Genomic DNA, 14,713 nt, shown 5'->3' with positions numbered 1-14,713 from the left:
CTCATCATTCCCCTCATCGCCCCCATACACGCTCCAGTTTTTCGAACACGACCGGCGGCGACACGAACTGCAATTCCTGGGTCGCGGCATCGACGGCGACCTGAATCGTATAGCCCTTCGTCAGGCGCGTGCCCGATGCGCAATCGACGATTTCATAGCCTATTTTCAGGCGGTTTTCGTATTCGAGCAGTTGCGCGCGCACGTCGAGCGTCTGCCCGTAGACGGCGGGCCGCACGTACTTCAGATGCGCCTCGACGATCGGCCACAGATAGCCCGATGCCTGCATCTCGCGATAGTCGTAGTCGAATGCGCGCAGCAGCGCGGCACGGCCCATCTCGAAGTACTTCAGATAGTTGCCGTGCCAGCATACGTTCATCGCGTCGACGTCGTGAAACGGCACTTCGACCGTCGCGCTCGCGCTCAGCGTTTTCGGCGTTCCGCTCATGCGTCGCGTCCTTTGCGTTGGCGGGATGAATCCGCCGTGGTCCGATCGCCGTCGAGCAGTTCGCACGCGCCGATGCACGCGGTCAATGCCCGCAGTTCGCCTTCCAGCGCGCGGTCTTCATCGACGAAGGGCGATTGCGCGCTCACTGCGTCGATGAACTCGCGCAGCGGCACCGGCACCGGCGTCGCGGCATCGATGCGCAAGCGCAGCTTCACGGCCTGCACGGTCGCGAGCGTGTGCGCGGCGGCCACCTGTTCGGTCAATTCGAGCACGCGCAAACAGTCGCGCGCGGCGATCGTGCCCATGCTGACCTTGTCCTGATTGTGCGCCTCGGTCGAGCGCGAGAACACGCTCGCGGGCATCGTGTGCTTGAGCGCTTCGGCGGTCCACGCGGACGACGAAATCTGCACGGCCTTGAAGCCATGATTGATCGCCGCGCGCGCGGGCGCGGCGCCCGACAGATTGCGCGGCAGGCCGTTGTTGAAATTCACGTCGACGAGCAGCGCGAGCTGCCGGTCCATCAGATCGGCGAGATTGGCGACCGCCACCTTCAACGCATCCATCGCGAACGCGATATGGCCGCCGTAGAAGTTGCCGCCGTGCAGCACGCGTTCGTTGTCGGGGTCGATCAGCGGATTGTCGTTCGCGCTGTTCAGCTCGTTTTCGACGTCGCGGCGCACCCATGTCAGCGCATCGCGCGCCACGCCGATCACATGCGGCGCGCAGCGAATCGAATAACGGTCCTGCAGACGATGCCCCGGCGTATCGTCGCGGCCCGCGAGATCGTCGCGAATCCAGGCGGCCGCTTCGGCCTGGCCCAAGTGCGGCTTCACCTCGAACAGCAGCGCGTCGAAATGCGCGGCGCGGCCGTCGAGCGCGACGGTCGACAGCGCGGTCAGACGCGCGGCGAGCCGCGTCAGATGATCGGCGCGCGCAAACGCGAGACACGCGAGCCCCGTCATCACGGCCGTGCCGTTCATCAGCGCGAGCCCTTCCTTCGGCGCGAGCGTGAGCGGCGCGGCGCCGAGTTCGGCCCACACGCCGCGCGCCTCGCGCGACGCGCCCGCGAACCGCACCTCGCGTTCGCCCACGAGCGCCGCCGCCACGTACGAGAGCGGCGTCAGATCGCCGCTCGCGCCGACCGACCCTTCGGACGGAATGCGCGGCAACACGCGGTGATTGATCAGGTCGGCGAGACGTTCGAGCAGCACGGGCCGCACGCCGGAAAAACCATACGCGAGCGAGTTCAGGCGCGCCGCGATCACCGCGAGCGTTTGCGCGTCGTCGAGATACGCGCCCATGCCGCAGCCGTGATAGCGCGTCAGTTGCAACGGCAACGCTTCGACGAGTTCCATCGGCACGTCGACCACGCAGGCATCGCCGTAACCGGTGTTGACGCCGTAGACGGTCGCGCCTTGCGCCAGATGGCGGCGCAGAAAATCCGCGCCGCGCTCGATGCGCGCACGCCACGCGGGATCGGCGCTCAACGCGACCGGTGCGCGGTGCCGTGCGATCGCGACGACCTCTTCGATCGTCAAGTGGCGGCCACCGATCACGATCGCCTCGGTGCTTGTGCGCGGTTCGGTGCGCGGGTCGATGTGCGTATCGATACGCGGGTTCATCTGCGCATGCCGATCCGGGTCCACGTTCGTACCCGCGCCGGCCTCGTGCGCCGTACTCAGATCATGTTCGGCCATTTGCGCCTCGCCTCGGGCTCGCCCAGAAATCGAAGAAATTGAACCATTGATAAGGAGCCTTGCGGCAATAGTGTTCGAGACGCAGCGCATAGCGTTGCGCCCATGCAGCCAGATGCTGCGCGCGTTCGCGGCGCGGCAGCTCGATGCGCTCGGCGAACGGCTCGAAGTACATGCGATAGCCGTCGCGCTCTTTCAGACAGAAGAACAGATACACCGGACAGCCGAGCGCATGCGCGAGCACGTACGGCCCTTGCGCGAACGGTGCGCTCGCGCCGAGGAATTGCGCGTCGGTGGTGCGGCCCGCTTCGCGCGCGGGCACGCGGTCGCCGACGATCACGAGCAGCTCGCCCGCCTCGATGCGCTGCTGCATCAGCACGGCGGTCTCGGGACCGAAATCGCCGACTTCGAGCAGATGCCGCGCGAAGTCGCGATTGGCCGACGCGAGCACCTCGTTGAAACGCCGCGCGTGTTCGGTATAGACCACCGCCGTGACTTTCGCGTGTGCGCCGCGCACGGCAAGCGCGCGCGTCATCTCGAGATTGCCGAGATGCGCGCCGATCACGAGCGCGCCCTTGCCGCTCGCGATCAATGCTTCGAATGCCGAAGGATCGTCGAACCTGACGTCGGCCGCGTCGACGCGGCCGCTCCACGCGGCAAGCTTGTCGAAGCCCGACTGCGCGAACGCGAGCATATGCCGATACGCGGACAGCCAGCCCGGCCGCGGCGTATCGGTGTCGGCATCGGCGGACGATGCGGCCGCGCTCAGATGCCGGAAGTAGTTGGCCGACGCCTTGCGCGCGGCACGGCCCGTCAGCAGGAAATACGCGACGATCGGATGCAACCAGAGCGCGGTGAAGCGGCGGCCGAACAGCTTGCAGCTCAGCGCGAGCAGACTCATGCCGAGGTGGCTGCCGCGTTCGGCGATGCGCCACCAGGCTTCGGGAGCGGCGGCTTGCGCGGGTTCGTCCGCGGGTTTGCGTGGCGGGTTGCCGGTGGGTTGGCCCGCCGCGTCATGCGCGGTGTTGGCGGCAACTTTATCCGCCGCTTTACCGTTCGCTTCTCCATCCGCGTCATCGACCAGCACACCACGGCGCGGCATCACCTTGTGCGCGAGCAGCATCGGCAAACGCCACAGCATGCCGAACACGAGCCGCGTATGGCTGCGGCTGATGCGCACGTTGTCCCACAACACGTCGAAATGCGACACGCCATCGGCGGCGTAAGTGACGCGCGTTGGAATCGAGCGGAATGCCGCGCGCCGCCAGTAGAGGCGCACGAGAATCTCGATGTCGAAGTCCATGCGCGTCGGCAGTCGCACACTGTCGATCAGTTCGCAGGCGAGCGCGAGCGGATAGAGGCGAAAGCCGCACATCGAGTCGCGAATCGTCAGCGACAGCGTTTCGATCCACACCCATACGTGCGTCAGATAGCGCCCATAGAGACGCGCCTTCGGCACGCTGCCGTCATAGACCGGGCGGCCGAGAATCACGGCGCCCGGCGCGGTGCGCGCCGCGTCGATGAAGCGCGGCACGTCGGCGGCATCGTGCTGGCCGTCGGCGTCGATCTGCAAGGCGTGCGTGTAGCCTGCCGCGCGCGCGGCCCGCAAGCCCGCCATCACCGCCGCGCCCTTGCCGCCGTTGTGCGGCAGACGCAGCAGCGTAAGCCGCTCCGCGTACTGCCGCGCGAGCGCGGCGAGCACCTGTTGGGTCGGCTCGTCGCTGCCGTCATCGACGACGAAGATCGGCAGGCCATGCACCGCGAGATGCGCGACGGTCGCGCCGATCGCGTCCTTGTGGTTGTAGATCGGAATGACGATGCAGGCCGCGATGCCCATCACGCATCCTCCCGATGCACGAGCACGCCTGCTGCGCATTCGCGGCCGTCGAGCCGGTAGGCGAACTGCACGCGCCGGCGCGCGGCGTCGTGCGTCAGCGTAAGCCCGAGCACCGCGCCCGGCGGGACCGGCGCCATGAACTTCAGACGCTCGACCGAGGCAAGCGCACGCACCGTCGGCCAATGTCCGGCCGCAAGCCGCACGGCCCAGTCGATCTGCACGACGCCCGGCAGAATCGGCAGGCCCGGAAAGTGGCCGGCGAAATGCACGAGCGTGGGCGGCACGCGCAGTTCGTAGTGCAGCGTGTCACCGCTACGCGTTTCGGCGAGCACTTCCATGCCCTCGGCGCGCGGCTCGAACGCGGCCGCCACCGCGCGCGCGGGCAGCTTGCCGCGCGCATCGAACGGCAGGCTCGCGCGAAAACGCCAGTGACGCGGCAGCACGACCGCATCGACGTAATCGGCGAGATGACGGCGCAGCGTTTTCGCGAACGCCACCCGGCCTTCCTCGCGCAAGGCCGCGCCGCCCGCCTCGCTCAGCGCGACCACCGCGCCGACCCGTTCGCGCGAGGCGCCTTCGAGCGGCACGAGCGCCGCTTGCGCCACGTACGGATGCAGCGCGAGACGCGCTTCCAGTTCCGGCAGCGAGACCCGCTTGCCGCCGAGCTTCAGCACACGGTCGAGACGGCCTTGCAGACGGAAACGGCCATCGGCGTCGAAGGCAACGCGGTCGCCGGTGCGATGCCAGCCATCGTGATCGAGATGCGGCGAGCGCACGCACAGCGCGCCGTCGTCGTCGCGCCGCACCTCGGCGCCCGCGACCGGCTGCCACGCGTCGCCGTGATCCTGACGGCGCCACGCGATCCCGCCGGTTTCGGTGCTGCCGTAGATTTCGAGCGGCGCCGCGCCGTAGGCGGACGCATAGTGCTGCGCGGCGTCGGCCGCGAGCGGGCCGCCCGAGGAGAAGAACGCGCGCGGCGCCGGGGTCAGCGCGGCAAAGCCCGGCAACGCGGGCCAGCGCGACAATTGTGCGGGCGTCGAGACGAGCGCGGTCGCGCCGCACTGCGCGATGCGTTCCTGCAATTGCAGCGGCTCCGTGCCGATTGCTCGGTCGAACGCGCGGCCGGCCGCGAGCGGCCACAGCACGCGAAACAGCAGCCCGTAGATGTGATGATGCGGCACGCTCGCGAGCATCGTCGCGTCGCCGAGCAACGCGCCCCACTGCTGTTCGAGCGTCTGCACTTCGGCGTTGAACTGCGCGAGCGTCTTGCGGATCGGCTTCGGCGTGCCGCTGCTGCCGGATGTGTAGAGCGTGAGCGGCGCATGCGGATCGATCGGGCTGGCAGCATGCGTCGCGGCAGCATGAGTCGCGTCGCGCGCGGCGAACGGCGGCAGATCAGCGTCCGTCAGCATGAAGTCGTAGGCGTCCGCGAGATCGGCCAGATAGCCCGGCGTCGCGTTGGCCGGGATCACCGGCTCCTTGCCGCATGCGAAAAGCGCGAACAACGCGCAGGAGAAATCGAACGGGTCGTCGATGCACAGGGCGCAGCGCGGCGCCGCATGGGTCTCGGCAAGCGCGATCAGTGCCGCGACGCGCGCGCGAAACGCCGCGCGGTCGATGAGCGTCGCGCCGTCGCGGCACACCGGCGTACCGAGCGCGTCGGGCGTATCGGGCGCACTCGACGCGACGGCCGGAAGCAGATCGTGCAGCGCGATCATGCGGCCTCCGAACCCGCTCGCGCGGCGCGCGGCAACACGACGAGATAACGCCAGACGATCTCGCCGGCGAGCAGCAGGCCGATCAGCCCATAGGCAATCGCGCCGTTATAGAGCGACCAGTTCGCGCGGCTCCAGTACAGCGCCGTATACGCCGAAAACGCGCCGTTGGCGACGAAAAACGCACACCATACCTGGGTCACGCGCCGCGTATAGCGCACCGCGTCGGCCGGCAGGTTCGGATTGCCGAGCCGCGCGAATTTTTCGATCATCGAGGGCCCGCGCGCGAGCGTCGCGCCGAACGCGACGAGCAGCCCGAGATTGACGAGCGACGGATAGAGACGCAGCAACAGCTCGCTGTCGGTCACGACGATCGCCGCCGACGCGCAGGTGAGCAGTACGAGCACGCCCCAGTCGAGCGCGGAAAGCTGCCGCAGCGACAGCGCGAGCGGGCCGCCGCCGGCCCAGCGCTGCAGCCACAGGATCGCGAGCAGCATGAAGCCGACGAGCCGCGGCGTGTCCCAATGCCATGCGCACAGGATCAGCACCGGATACGCGAGCATCAGCAGCCCCCGCACGACGGCCCTGCTCCAGTGAGTCCGCGTACCGGGCGCGCCGGCCGCGGCGGACAACGACGGCGCCGTCTGCGATCGCGAGCGCGCGGCGGGCATCAGCCTTGCGCCGCGAGCAGCGACTCGACCGCGCCGATCACGTCGCCGACGGTGCGCACCGACTTGAATTCCTCGGGCTTGATACGGCGGCCGGTCATTTCCTGCAGCTTGATCGCGAGATCGACGGCGTCGATGCTGTCGAGATCGAGGTCTTCGAACAGATGCGCCTCGGGCGTCACGCGCTCGGGCTCGATCGCGAAGTTCTCCTTGAAGATCGCGCGGATGCGCTCAAGAATCTCAGTCTCGGTCACGGTTCATTCCCCTTTCCTGGTGGTTTCGTTCGCAGCCTGCGACGCTTCGCGCTGACTCTCGACGAGCGCGGCGAGCGTGCTGATCGAGCGGAAGTGTTCGCGCGTGCGTTCGTCGTTCGCCGCGATGGTTAGTTGGTATTGTTTGCGCAGCACGATGCCGATTTCGAGCGCGTCGATCGAATCGAGACCGATGCCGTCGGTGTCGAACAACGGGGCATCGTCGTCGATATCGGCGGGGCTCAGGTCTTCGAGATCGAGCGCTTCGATCAGAAGCTTTTTAATTTCCAGTTTTAAAGAATCCATAATCGAACAGGTGCTGGGTCATGTGGGCTTCGACGGCGCGCGTCACGCTGCGCGCCGCGAGGGCCGGGGTCGCGTCGTGCGCGGCAAGTTCGCCGACGCCGAGCGGCGCGAGCACGTTCACGCGCATCCGGAAAGCGCGCGCCGGCACGTCGTACCAGCGCATCTGCCGCGTGAACGCGGGCGGGTCGCAATCCATCAGCACCGGCACGATCGGCGCGCCGGCCTTCAGCGCCATATGCGCGAAGCCGCGCGAAAACGCGTGCAGCCGGTTCGGCGCAGGGCTGCGCGTGCCCTCGGGAAACACGATCATCGTGTAGCCGGCCGCAAGCTGGCGCGCACCCGCTTCGACGAGTTCGGTGGCGTCCGCGTTGCTCACGTATTCGGCCGCGTGCACGATGCCCCAGAAACACGGATTGCGCCAGTGCGCGTTCTTCACGACGCAACACGCGCGCGGCGTGAGCGAGAGCAGCACCATCACGTCGAGATAGGTCGGATGATTGGCGACGACGACGGCCGGGCCGCCCGCGCGCAGCGCGGCCGCGCCCGACACGTCGAGCTCCATCACGCCGACGCCGCGCAGCACCGCGACGAGCGCGCGGAAAAACCAGTGAATCACAGCGGTCACGGCGCGCTGCCGCGACGCGCGATGCGGCCACAGCCACGCGAGCGGAAACACAAGCACCGAAAACAGCATGCCGCAGAGGCCGAACACGACGAAGGCCATGCCGGTCGCGCAAAGACGCCACAGATAATCAAGCCGCGCGGTCATGCCATCTCCAGTGCCAGAGGGCGCCGGCCCGCTCCCAGCACGCGGGCTGCCCGGTTTCGAGACAGTGCAGCAGCGCCTGGCTCTGGGTGGGGAAGCGGGTTGCGGCGGTGTCGGCGGCGAGGGTGTTCGGGTTGGCAGGCGGGTTGTTAGCGGCGGCAGCGGCTTCGGCGGCAGCGTTGCCCGGGTTGGCGCCCAGGTTACTGGCCAGATTAGCGTTGGCCGCAGTTACGTTGGCCGCGGCGCCGTCAACCGGCGCGGGCTGCGAGCCGGCCGCGCGGGACAGCGAGCATACGATGTGCCCGGCCGCCGCCGTGTCGTCGAGCAGCAGCGCGAGCGCGCCGCCCTGTACTTCGTCTTCGATCGTGCCGTAAGCGCGATCGGCCGGTTCGTCGGCGTAGACGAGCAGCACCGGAGAGTCGGGTTGCGTCGCGTATTGGGCATACGCTTCGAGCAGCGCATAGCCGAGCGTTTGCGCGCCGGCCGACACCGCGCTCGCGGCCGAGCGGTCGCCGCGCGCAATGCCGAAGACGCCGGTCATCGCATTGAGCACCGACAGGCTGAACGCGGTCGGCGAAACCGGTTCGCCGGCGCTGATGCTGCGCAGGATGTCGGTGGTGCGCCGCAATTCCCCGTGCCGCGACGCGAAAACCACGCGCACCGGCTCGCGCGCGACACAATCGTGCGCAACCTTGAGCGCGGCTTTGGACAGCGTGCTGAGACGCCGCCGCACGATCGGCTCGATAAAGCCGATATCGGGTGCGGCAGATGCGGTAGCCGGCCAGCTAGACCAGCGACCGACCGGAATGGTCCAGTGCAGATCGGGCATACGGTGTTCGCGCGTAGAAACGGGAAAAGGCTCAAGCGCCTGACGGAATATACAGCCGTCACAGCGTGTGGCGCCGCGCGGATCGGGATGTTTTCAGCCGGGATCGACCAATCTTCTTAGGGGGAATTCAGCGAATTATCGGCAATTGGCCCCGATTATTTAGGCGCCTTTGTCAATGGGTCTGCGAGATTTGGCTCAGGCTCCTTTTGTCGCCGGAATCATACTGAATATTCTGGATTAAATCAGCCAGGAAAGACGTATCCATCTGTATCCGAGCCTTAAAACAACAAACTGTCAGACGAATTGACAAAAATGGCCGGAACGCTGCGGCGGGCCCGCCGGGAAGGCTTGCACGCGGGGCCGGCGGCAATTTTCGGGGTGGCGGGAGAGACGGGAGCGGCGCCCTGCTTTCCGAAAATCGTTTGCGGCCTTTCCTGGCAATTGTTGCAAACCGCCGCAGCCGGCGCCGTATGCGCGGCGCGGCATCCGCGCAACATCCGTGCAATATCAGACCGGTATCAGTCCGGTATCGGCCCGATATCCGCGGTAAACGCACCGCCGGCTCTGTTATACTCCGGCCCTCATTGGGGAGTAGCCGCCTCGCAGCACGTCCGCACCGCGTTTCGCCGGTGCGTCGCACGTGCGGTTCGCGAGGGCGCCTGTCAACAGACTTGGCCGTCACGGCCATGGCAGCCGCAGCCTCTGGCCTGGCGAGACCGATGATCCACACGCGCCGCAACAGGGCCCGGCGTGTCGTGGGTCGTCGCTCGTTCATGATTCGGCCCGAGGAATCCCTTCAAAGTGAATCAAGCCTTCCTTATTTCGACCGGTGCGGTCGCGCTCGCCGAAATCGGCGACAAGACGCAACTGCTCTCGCTCGTGCTCGCCGCCCGCTACCGCAAACCCGTGCCGATCATTCTCGGCGTGCTCGTCGCGACGCTGATCAATCACGCGGGCGCCGGCGCGCTCGGCGCGTGGCTCGGCTCGATGCTGACGCCGGCCATCATGCGCTGGGCGCTCGCCGCCTCGTTCATCGGCATGGGCTTGTGGATTCTCGTGCCCGACAAGCTCGACGACGAGGAAGCCAACACCAACCGCACGCACTTCGGCGTGTTCGGCGCGACGGTGGTCACGTTCTTCATCGCGGAAATGGGCGACAAGACGCAGATCGCGACGGTCGCCCTCGCCGCGCGCTTTCACGATTTCTTCAGCGTGGTGGCCGGCACGACGCTCGGCATGATGATCGCCAACGTGCCGGCGATTCTGCTCGGCGACCGCTTCGCGCATCGTCTGCCGACGAAGCTCGTGCACGGCATCGCGGCGGTGATGTTCGTCGTGCTCGGGGCGATGGCGCTGCTCGGGGTGGGGGTTTAGGCGGCAAAGCGAACGGCCCGGCGGATCACGCCTGCCGGGCCGTTTTTGCGTGGTTTTGCATGGTGCGCCGGGTGCCGACGTACCGCGCGAGCGCGGCTTACTGCCCTGGCTTGGTGGCCGATGAGCCCGAGGTGCCCGACGCCGCCGCCGGCGCCGCAGCCGGCATCGACACCTCTGTCACCGCCATGCCGCCGTTGCCGACCGGAATCTTCACCGTATGCACGGCGCCGTTGCCGAGCGGAAAATCGGCGAGCGCGCTGCGCGCGAGATACGGCATCGCCCTGACCAGCGACGACTCGCCGCCGAAATTACGCGCGCTCACGTTGTAGACCTCCTTGCCGCTCGCGCGCTCGGTCATCCGGATGCCGAGCAGATGCGTGAAAACCGGGTAGCTCTGATTCACGTAAGCGGTCGGGAACGGTCCCCACGGCCCCCACGGATCGAACGGCCGGCCCCAGTACGGACCGGGCCACGGGTTGTAATAGACCGGTTCCGCGATGGTCACGATGTCCGAGCGAATGCCGTAGGCGAGTTCGACCAGATAGCGCGCCTCGTTGCGAGGAACCTCGCGGAACGACTGCGCGGCCAGTTCGTTCGCGACGATCCGCTCGTACGCGGTCAGCTCCAGATTGTTCTGCTGATCCTCGTGTCGCGTGAACGCATAGGTGCGGGTCGCGTCGCTGCCGCTCCACGCGGAGAACGCCGTGACCTGGGTCGTCACATAGGTCGTGCAGCCGGCGAGCAGCAACGTCAGTGCCGCGAACAGCAGCATGATGCGGCGCGTCCATCGATCGGTGTTCATGGTCTACCTCGTGATGCGTCTGAAGTGCTGCAATTAAAACCGTGGATCGAGCGCGATTATTCCGTGCCGGTGGCGCGCTTCTTCGCGTGACCTCTTCGCGTGACCTCTTCGCGTGACCTCTTCGCGCGACCTGATCCGCCGAAGCGGATCGATGCCGGCCCGAGGCGCGGAACCCGCCGCCACGCGTTCACGGACCACACTGACCGCACGGACTGCCGCCGCGCGCAGCGCCCGATAATACGCTGACCTCGCCGGCCGGCAAAAGGTTCTTCCCGGCCAAGGCGCAACGAAGCCGGCGGCCCGCTATCGACGCCCGGCCAGGCCGCACAGTCAGGTCGTACCGCCAGGCTTCGAAGCTCGCCCCCGCATCGTTCCGCACAATCGCCCGCGGCTTTGTACAATGGCTCGACCAAGCCCGGCTCGCGCGCCCTGCGCGCGCCTGACCGCTCGAGTCCACCACCACAGAACGCCATGGCCGATACCGCAACGCCCAATGTGATCCGCCGCGCCGATTACGCGCCGCCCGCCTTCCTGATCGACACCGTCGCGCTCGAATTCGATCTGGTCCCCGAACGCACGGTCGTGAGGAATACGATGCGCGTGCGCCGCAACCCGGACGCGGCGCGTGCCGCGCATCTCGAACTGATGGGCGAGCAGCTCGAATTCGTCGGCGCCGAACTCGACGGCCAGCCGTTTTCCCATGCGCATCCGCACGAGCATGGCCTCGTGCTCGACGACGTGCCGGACAGCTTCGAGCTGACGCTGACCAGTATCTGCAATCCCGCGGACAACACCACGCTGTCGGGCCTGTACGTCTCGAGCGGCAACTTCTTCACGCAGTGCGAGGCCGAGGGCTTTCGCCGCATCACCTACTTCCTCGATCGCCCCGACGTGATGGCGAGCTTCACGGTCACACTGCGCGCGAGCAAGGCCGACTATCCGGTGCTGCTGTCGAACGGCAATCTGCTCGAAGCAGGCGAGTTGCCCGACGGCCGCCATTTCGCGCGCTGGGAAGACCCGTTCAAAAAGCCGAGCTACCTGTTCGCGCTCGTCGCGGGCAAGCTCGTCGCGCTCGAAGAACGCGTCAAGACCGGCTCGGGCAAGGAAAAGCTGCTGCAGGTGTGGGTCGAACCGCACGATCTCGACAAGACCCGTCACGCGATGGACTCGCTGATCCACTCGATCCAATGGGACGAGGCGCGCTTCGGGCTCGAACTCGATCTGGACCGCTTCATGATCGTCGCGGTCAGCGACTTCAACATGGGCGCGATGGAGAACAAGGGGCTCAACATCTTCAACACGAAGTACGTGCTCGCGAACCCCGAAACCGCCACCGACACCGACTTCGCGAACATCGAGGCGGTGGTCGGCCACGAATACTTCCACAACTGGACCGGCAACCGCGTGACCTGCCGCGACTGGTTCCAGCTGAGCCTGAAGGAAGGGCTCACCGTGTTCCGCGACCAGGAGTTCTCGGCCGACATGGCGGGCGGCCAGACGGGCAGCAGCGACGAAGCCGCGCGCGCGACCAAGCGCATCGAGGACGTGCGCGTGCTGCGCCAGATGCAGTTCGCCGAGGACGCGGGCCCGATGGCGCATCCGGTGCGCCCGGAGAGCTACGTCGAGATCAACAACTTCTACACGATGACCGTCTACGAGAAAGGCTCGGAAGTCGTGCGGATGTATCAGACGCTGTTCGGCCGCGACGGTTTCCGCAAGGGCATGGACCTGTACTTCGCGCGCCACGACGGCCAGGCCGTGACCTGCGACGACTTCCGCCACGCGCTCGCCGACGCGAACGGCCGCGACCTCGCGCAGTTCGAGCGCTGGTATAGCCAGGCCGGCACGCCGCGCGTATCGGCGCGCACCCGCTACGACGCCGCGCAGCAGCGCTACAGCGTGACGCTCAGGCAAGGTTACGGCGACGCCGCGCCGGCCGCGCGCGAAACGCAGAAGGGACCGCTGCTGATTCCGTTCGCGCTCGGCCTGATCGGCGCGGACGGCCATGATCTGCCGCTGCGGCTCGACGGCGAGGCGCAGGCGGCGGCATCGACCACGCGCGTACTCGAATTCACGCAGACCGAGCAGACCTTCACGTTCGTCGACGTCGCGCAGGAACCGCTGCCGTCGCTGCTGCGCAATTTCTCGGCGCCGGTCATCGTCGAATACGACTACACGGCCGAACAGCTCGCGTTCCTGCTCGCGCACGACAGCGATCCGTTCAACCGCTGGGAAGCCGGCCAGCGGCTCGCCACGCGCGAGTTGCTCGCGCTCGCCGCACGCGCGGCCACGGGCGCGGCGCTGCAACTCGACGACTCGGTGGTTGCCGCGTTCGCGCGCGTGCTGACCGACGAGACGCTATCGCCGGCGTTCCGCGAACTCGCGCTGATGCTGCCGTCCGAAGCGTATCTGGCCGAGCAGATGGCCGAGTCGAACCCGGCCGCGGTTCATGCGGCGCGGCAGTTCGTGCGCAAGCGCCTCGCCAACGCGCTGCGCGACGACTGGCTGAAGGTGTACGAGCAGCATCGCACGCCGGGCGACTATGAAGCGACGCCCGAGGCGGCCGGTCATCGCGCGTTGAAGAATCTCGCGCTCTCGTATCTCGCGGAACTCGACGATCCGGCGCAAGCCGTGCGCCTCGCGTCCGCGCAATACGACACCGCGAACAACATGACCGACCGCGCGGCAGCGCTCTCCGCGCTGCTCAACGCGGGCGCGCCGCAAGGCGGCAGCGCCGAGGCGCAGCACGCGCTCGACGACTTCTACCGGCGCTTCGAGAAGGAGCCGCTCGTCATCGACAAGTGGTTCGCGTTGCAGGCGACGCAGCGCGGCAGCGCGCAGCACCCGGTTATCGACACGGTGCGCAAGCTGATGACGCACCCGGCCTTCACGCTGAAGAACCCGAACCGCGCGCGCTCGCTGATCTTCAGCTTCTGCGCGGCGAACCCCGCGCAGTTCCACGCCGAAGACGGCTCGGGCTACGCGTTCTGGGCCGACCAGGTGATCGCGCTCGACGCGCTCAATCCGCAGGTGGCCGCGCGCCTCGCGCGCTCGCTCGAACTGTGGCGCCGCTTCACGCCGGCGCTGCGCGACAGCATGCGCGCGGCGCTCGAAAAAGTGGCCGCGCAGGTGAAATCGCGCGACGTGCGCGAGATCGTCGAGAAGGCGCTGGCGTAATGCCTCGCTGAGTTTCACACCGCACCGAAAAGCCGGCACGCGTTGCCGGCTTTTTTTCGTCTGGCGGTGGCGACATTAGCCATCTGGCCGACTGTTCATGCCTCGTTCGCAAGGAGAAAGTATACGCCTCGGTTTAATTATTTACATTTAACGTGACTCGTTATATCATCCATGATACTGACATTCGCCGACAAGGCCACCGCGAGAATCTTCCAGGGCAAGTTCGTGCATTCGCTGCCGCATCACATCCAGGCGCTCGCCTATCGCAAGCTGCTGATGATCGACGCCGCAAGCTCCATCGCGAATTTGCACGCGCCGCCCGGCAACCGGCTCGAAGCCTTGCAGGGCCTGCGCAGCGGGCAATGGAGCATTCGCATCAATGCGCAATGGCGCATTTGCTTTCATTTCGTGGGCGAAGACGCGCTGAATGTCGAGATCGTCGACTATCACTGACTATTGGGAGACCGACATGGTCATCAAACGCTCCGCGCTCAACAGCATCGATTTCTCGGACGTCGATACGGGCGAGGTCATTGCCGAGATCCATCCCGGCGAGATTCTACGCAGCGAGTTTCTCGAGCCGCTCGGCATGTCCGTCAACGCGCTCGCGCTCGCGCTGCGAGTGCCGGCGCCGCGCGTCAACGACGTCGTGCGCGGCCGCCGCGCGATCTCCGCCGATACTGCGCTGCGGCTCGAGCGCTACTTCGGCGCCAGCGCGCCATTCTGGCTCAATCTGCAAATCGCCTACGACCTGCGCGTCGCCACCGCCGCCGCGGGCGAGCAGATCGCGCGCGAGATCGAACCGCTGCCGCGCGCCGAGCGCCCGAAAATGCCGAGCGTGCCGGCCGG

The 14,713-nt window shown here is 67.1% G+C and carries 14 protein-coding genes and 1 riboswitch; of the genes, 4 read left to right on the top strand and 10 right to left on the bottom strand.

Annotation, left to right across the window (positions count from 1 at the left end):
• Positions 1 to 13: 13 nt before the first annotated feature.
• The 9 genes from G3N58_RS25790 to G3N58_RS25750 form a co-directional block, all read right to left on the bottom strand.
• A complete protein-coding gene (locus G3N58_RS25790) occupies positions 14 to 445 on the bottom strand; it encodes a thioesterase family protein (protein ID WP_167046779.1) in 432 nt (143 codons plus the stop codon).
• Complete coding sequence (locus tag G3N58_RS25785; RefSeq protein ID WP_206000553.1) at positions 442 to 2,067, bottom strand: aromatic amino acid ammonia-lyase; 1,626 nt, start codon at positions 2,065 to 2,067, stop codon at positions 442 to 444. The genes G3N58_RS25790 and G3N58_RS25785 overlap by 4 nt, the downstream gene beginning before the upstream one ends.
• Positions 2,068 to 2,128: 61 nt before the next feature.
• Entirely contained in the window at positions 2,129 to 3,976 is a 1,848-nt protein-coding gene (locus G3N58_RS25780; RefSeq protein WP_206000552.1) for a glycosyltransferase family 2 protein, read from the bottom strand.
• Complete coding sequence (locus G3N58_RS25775) at positions 3,976 to 5,694, bottom strand: AMP-binding protein (protein WP_206000540.1); 1,719 nt, start codon at positions 5,692 to 5,694, stop codon at positions 3,976 to 3,978. Before G3N58_RS25775 ends, G3N58_RS25780 begins: the two co-directional genes overlap by 1 nt.
• A complete protein-coding gene (locus tag G3N58_RS25770; RefSeq protein ID WP_167281534.1) occupies positions 5,691 to 6,362 on the bottom strand; it encodes a hypothetical protein in 672 nt (223 codons plus the stop codon). The genes G3N58_RS25775 and G3N58_RS25770 overlap by 4 nt, the downstream gene beginning before the upstream one ends.
• Positions 6,362 to 6,613, bottom strand: a complete 252-nt coding sequence (locus G3N58_RS25765; protein ID WP_167046770.1) for an acyl carrier protein — start codon at positions 6,611 to 6,613, stop codon at positions 6,362 to 6,364. The genes G3N58_RS25770 and G3N58_RS25765 overlap by 1 nt, the downstream gene beginning before the upstream one ends.
• A 3-nt stretch (positions 6,614 to 6,616) precedes the next feature.
• On the bottom strand, positions 6,617 to 6,916 hold the full coding sequence (locus G3N58_RS25760) for a phosphopantetheine-binding protein (protein ID WP_167046768.1): 300 nt from the start codon (positions 6,914 to 6,916) through the stop codon (positions 6,617 to 6,619).
• Positions 6,891 to 7,685 carry a 1-acyl-sn-glycerol-3-phosphate acyltransferase gene (locus G3N58_RS25755; RefSeq protein ID WP_205990725.1) on the bottom strand — a complete coding sequence of 265 codons (795 nt, stop codon included), beginning with the start codon at positions 7,683 to 7,685 and terminating at the stop codon, positions 6,891 to 6,893. Before G3N58_RS25755 ends, G3N58_RS25760 begins: the two co-directional genes overlap by 26 nt.
• Positions 7,669 to 8,511 carry a beta-ketoacyl synthase chain length factor gene (locus G3N58_RS25750; RefSeq protein WP_205990724.1) on the bottom strand — a complete coding sequence of 281 codons (843 nt, stop codon included), beginning with the start codon at positions 8,509 to 8,511 and terminating at the stop codon, positions 7,669 to 7,671. The genes G3N58_RS25755 and G3N58_RS25750 overlap by 17 nt, the downstream gene beginning before the upstream one ends.
• 574 nt (positions 8,512 to 9,085) lie before the next feature.
• Positions 9,086 to 9,300: riboswitch (yybP-ykoY riboswitch) on the top strand.
• A 12-nt stretch (positions 9,301 to 9,312) separates the two neighbouring features.
• Between G3N58_RS25750 and G3N58_RS25745 the strand changes: the two genes are divergently transcribed.
• Positions 9,313 to 9,885, top strand: coding sequence for a TMEM165/GDT1 family protein (locus G3N58_RS25745; RefSeq protein ID WP_167046757.1), 573 nt, complete (start codon positions 9,313 to 9,315; stop codon positions 9,883 to 9,885).
• 97 nt (positions 9,886 to 9,982) lie between these two features.
• On the opposite strand, the gene G3N58_RS25740 is transcribed toward G3N58_RS25745, so the two are convergent.
• The gene (locus G3N58_RS25740; RefSeq protein WP_206000539.1) at positions 9,983 to 10,687 is read right to left on the bottom strand and encodes a DUF4136 domain-containing protein; all 705 of its coding nucleotides are present in this window, start codon (positions 10,685 to 10,687) and stop codon (positions 9,983 to 9,985) included.
• Between the two features lie 471 nt (positions 10,688 to 11,158).
• Here G3N58_RS25740 and pepN point away from each other — a divergent pair, with 471 nt between their 5' ends.
• From pepN to G3N58_RS25725, 3 genes are all read left to right on the top strand, one after another.
• Entirely contained in the window at positions 11,159 to 13,864 is a 2,706-nt protein-coding gene (gene pepN, locus G3N58_RS25735; RefSeq protein WP_206000538.1) for an aminopeptidase N, read from the top strand.
• Between the two features lie 171 nt (positions 13,865 to 14,035).
• Positions 14,036 to 14,317 carry a type II toxin-antitoxin system RelE/ParE family toxin gene (locus G3N58_RS25730; protein WP_167046748.1) on the top strand — a complete coding sequence of 94 codons (282 nt, stop codon included), beginning with the start codon at positions 14,036 to 14,038 and terminating at the stop codon, positions 14,315 to 14,317.
• A gap of 16 nt (positions 14,318 to 14,333) precedes the next feature.
• Positions 14,334 to 14,713: HigA family addiction module antitoxin (locus G3N58_RS25725; protein ID WP_206000537.1), on the top strand; the 380-nt coding region annotated here is incomplete at its 3' end.

The organism is Paraburkholderia sp. Ac-20342 (assembly GCF_017104985.1).
Taxonomy (GTDB): domain Bacteria; phylum Pseudomonadota; class Gammaproteobacteria; order Burkholderiales; family Burkholderiaceae; genus Paraburkholderia.
Note: the sequence above shows the minus strand (reverse complement) of the source record. Positions and strands in the feature narration are given on the sequence as shown.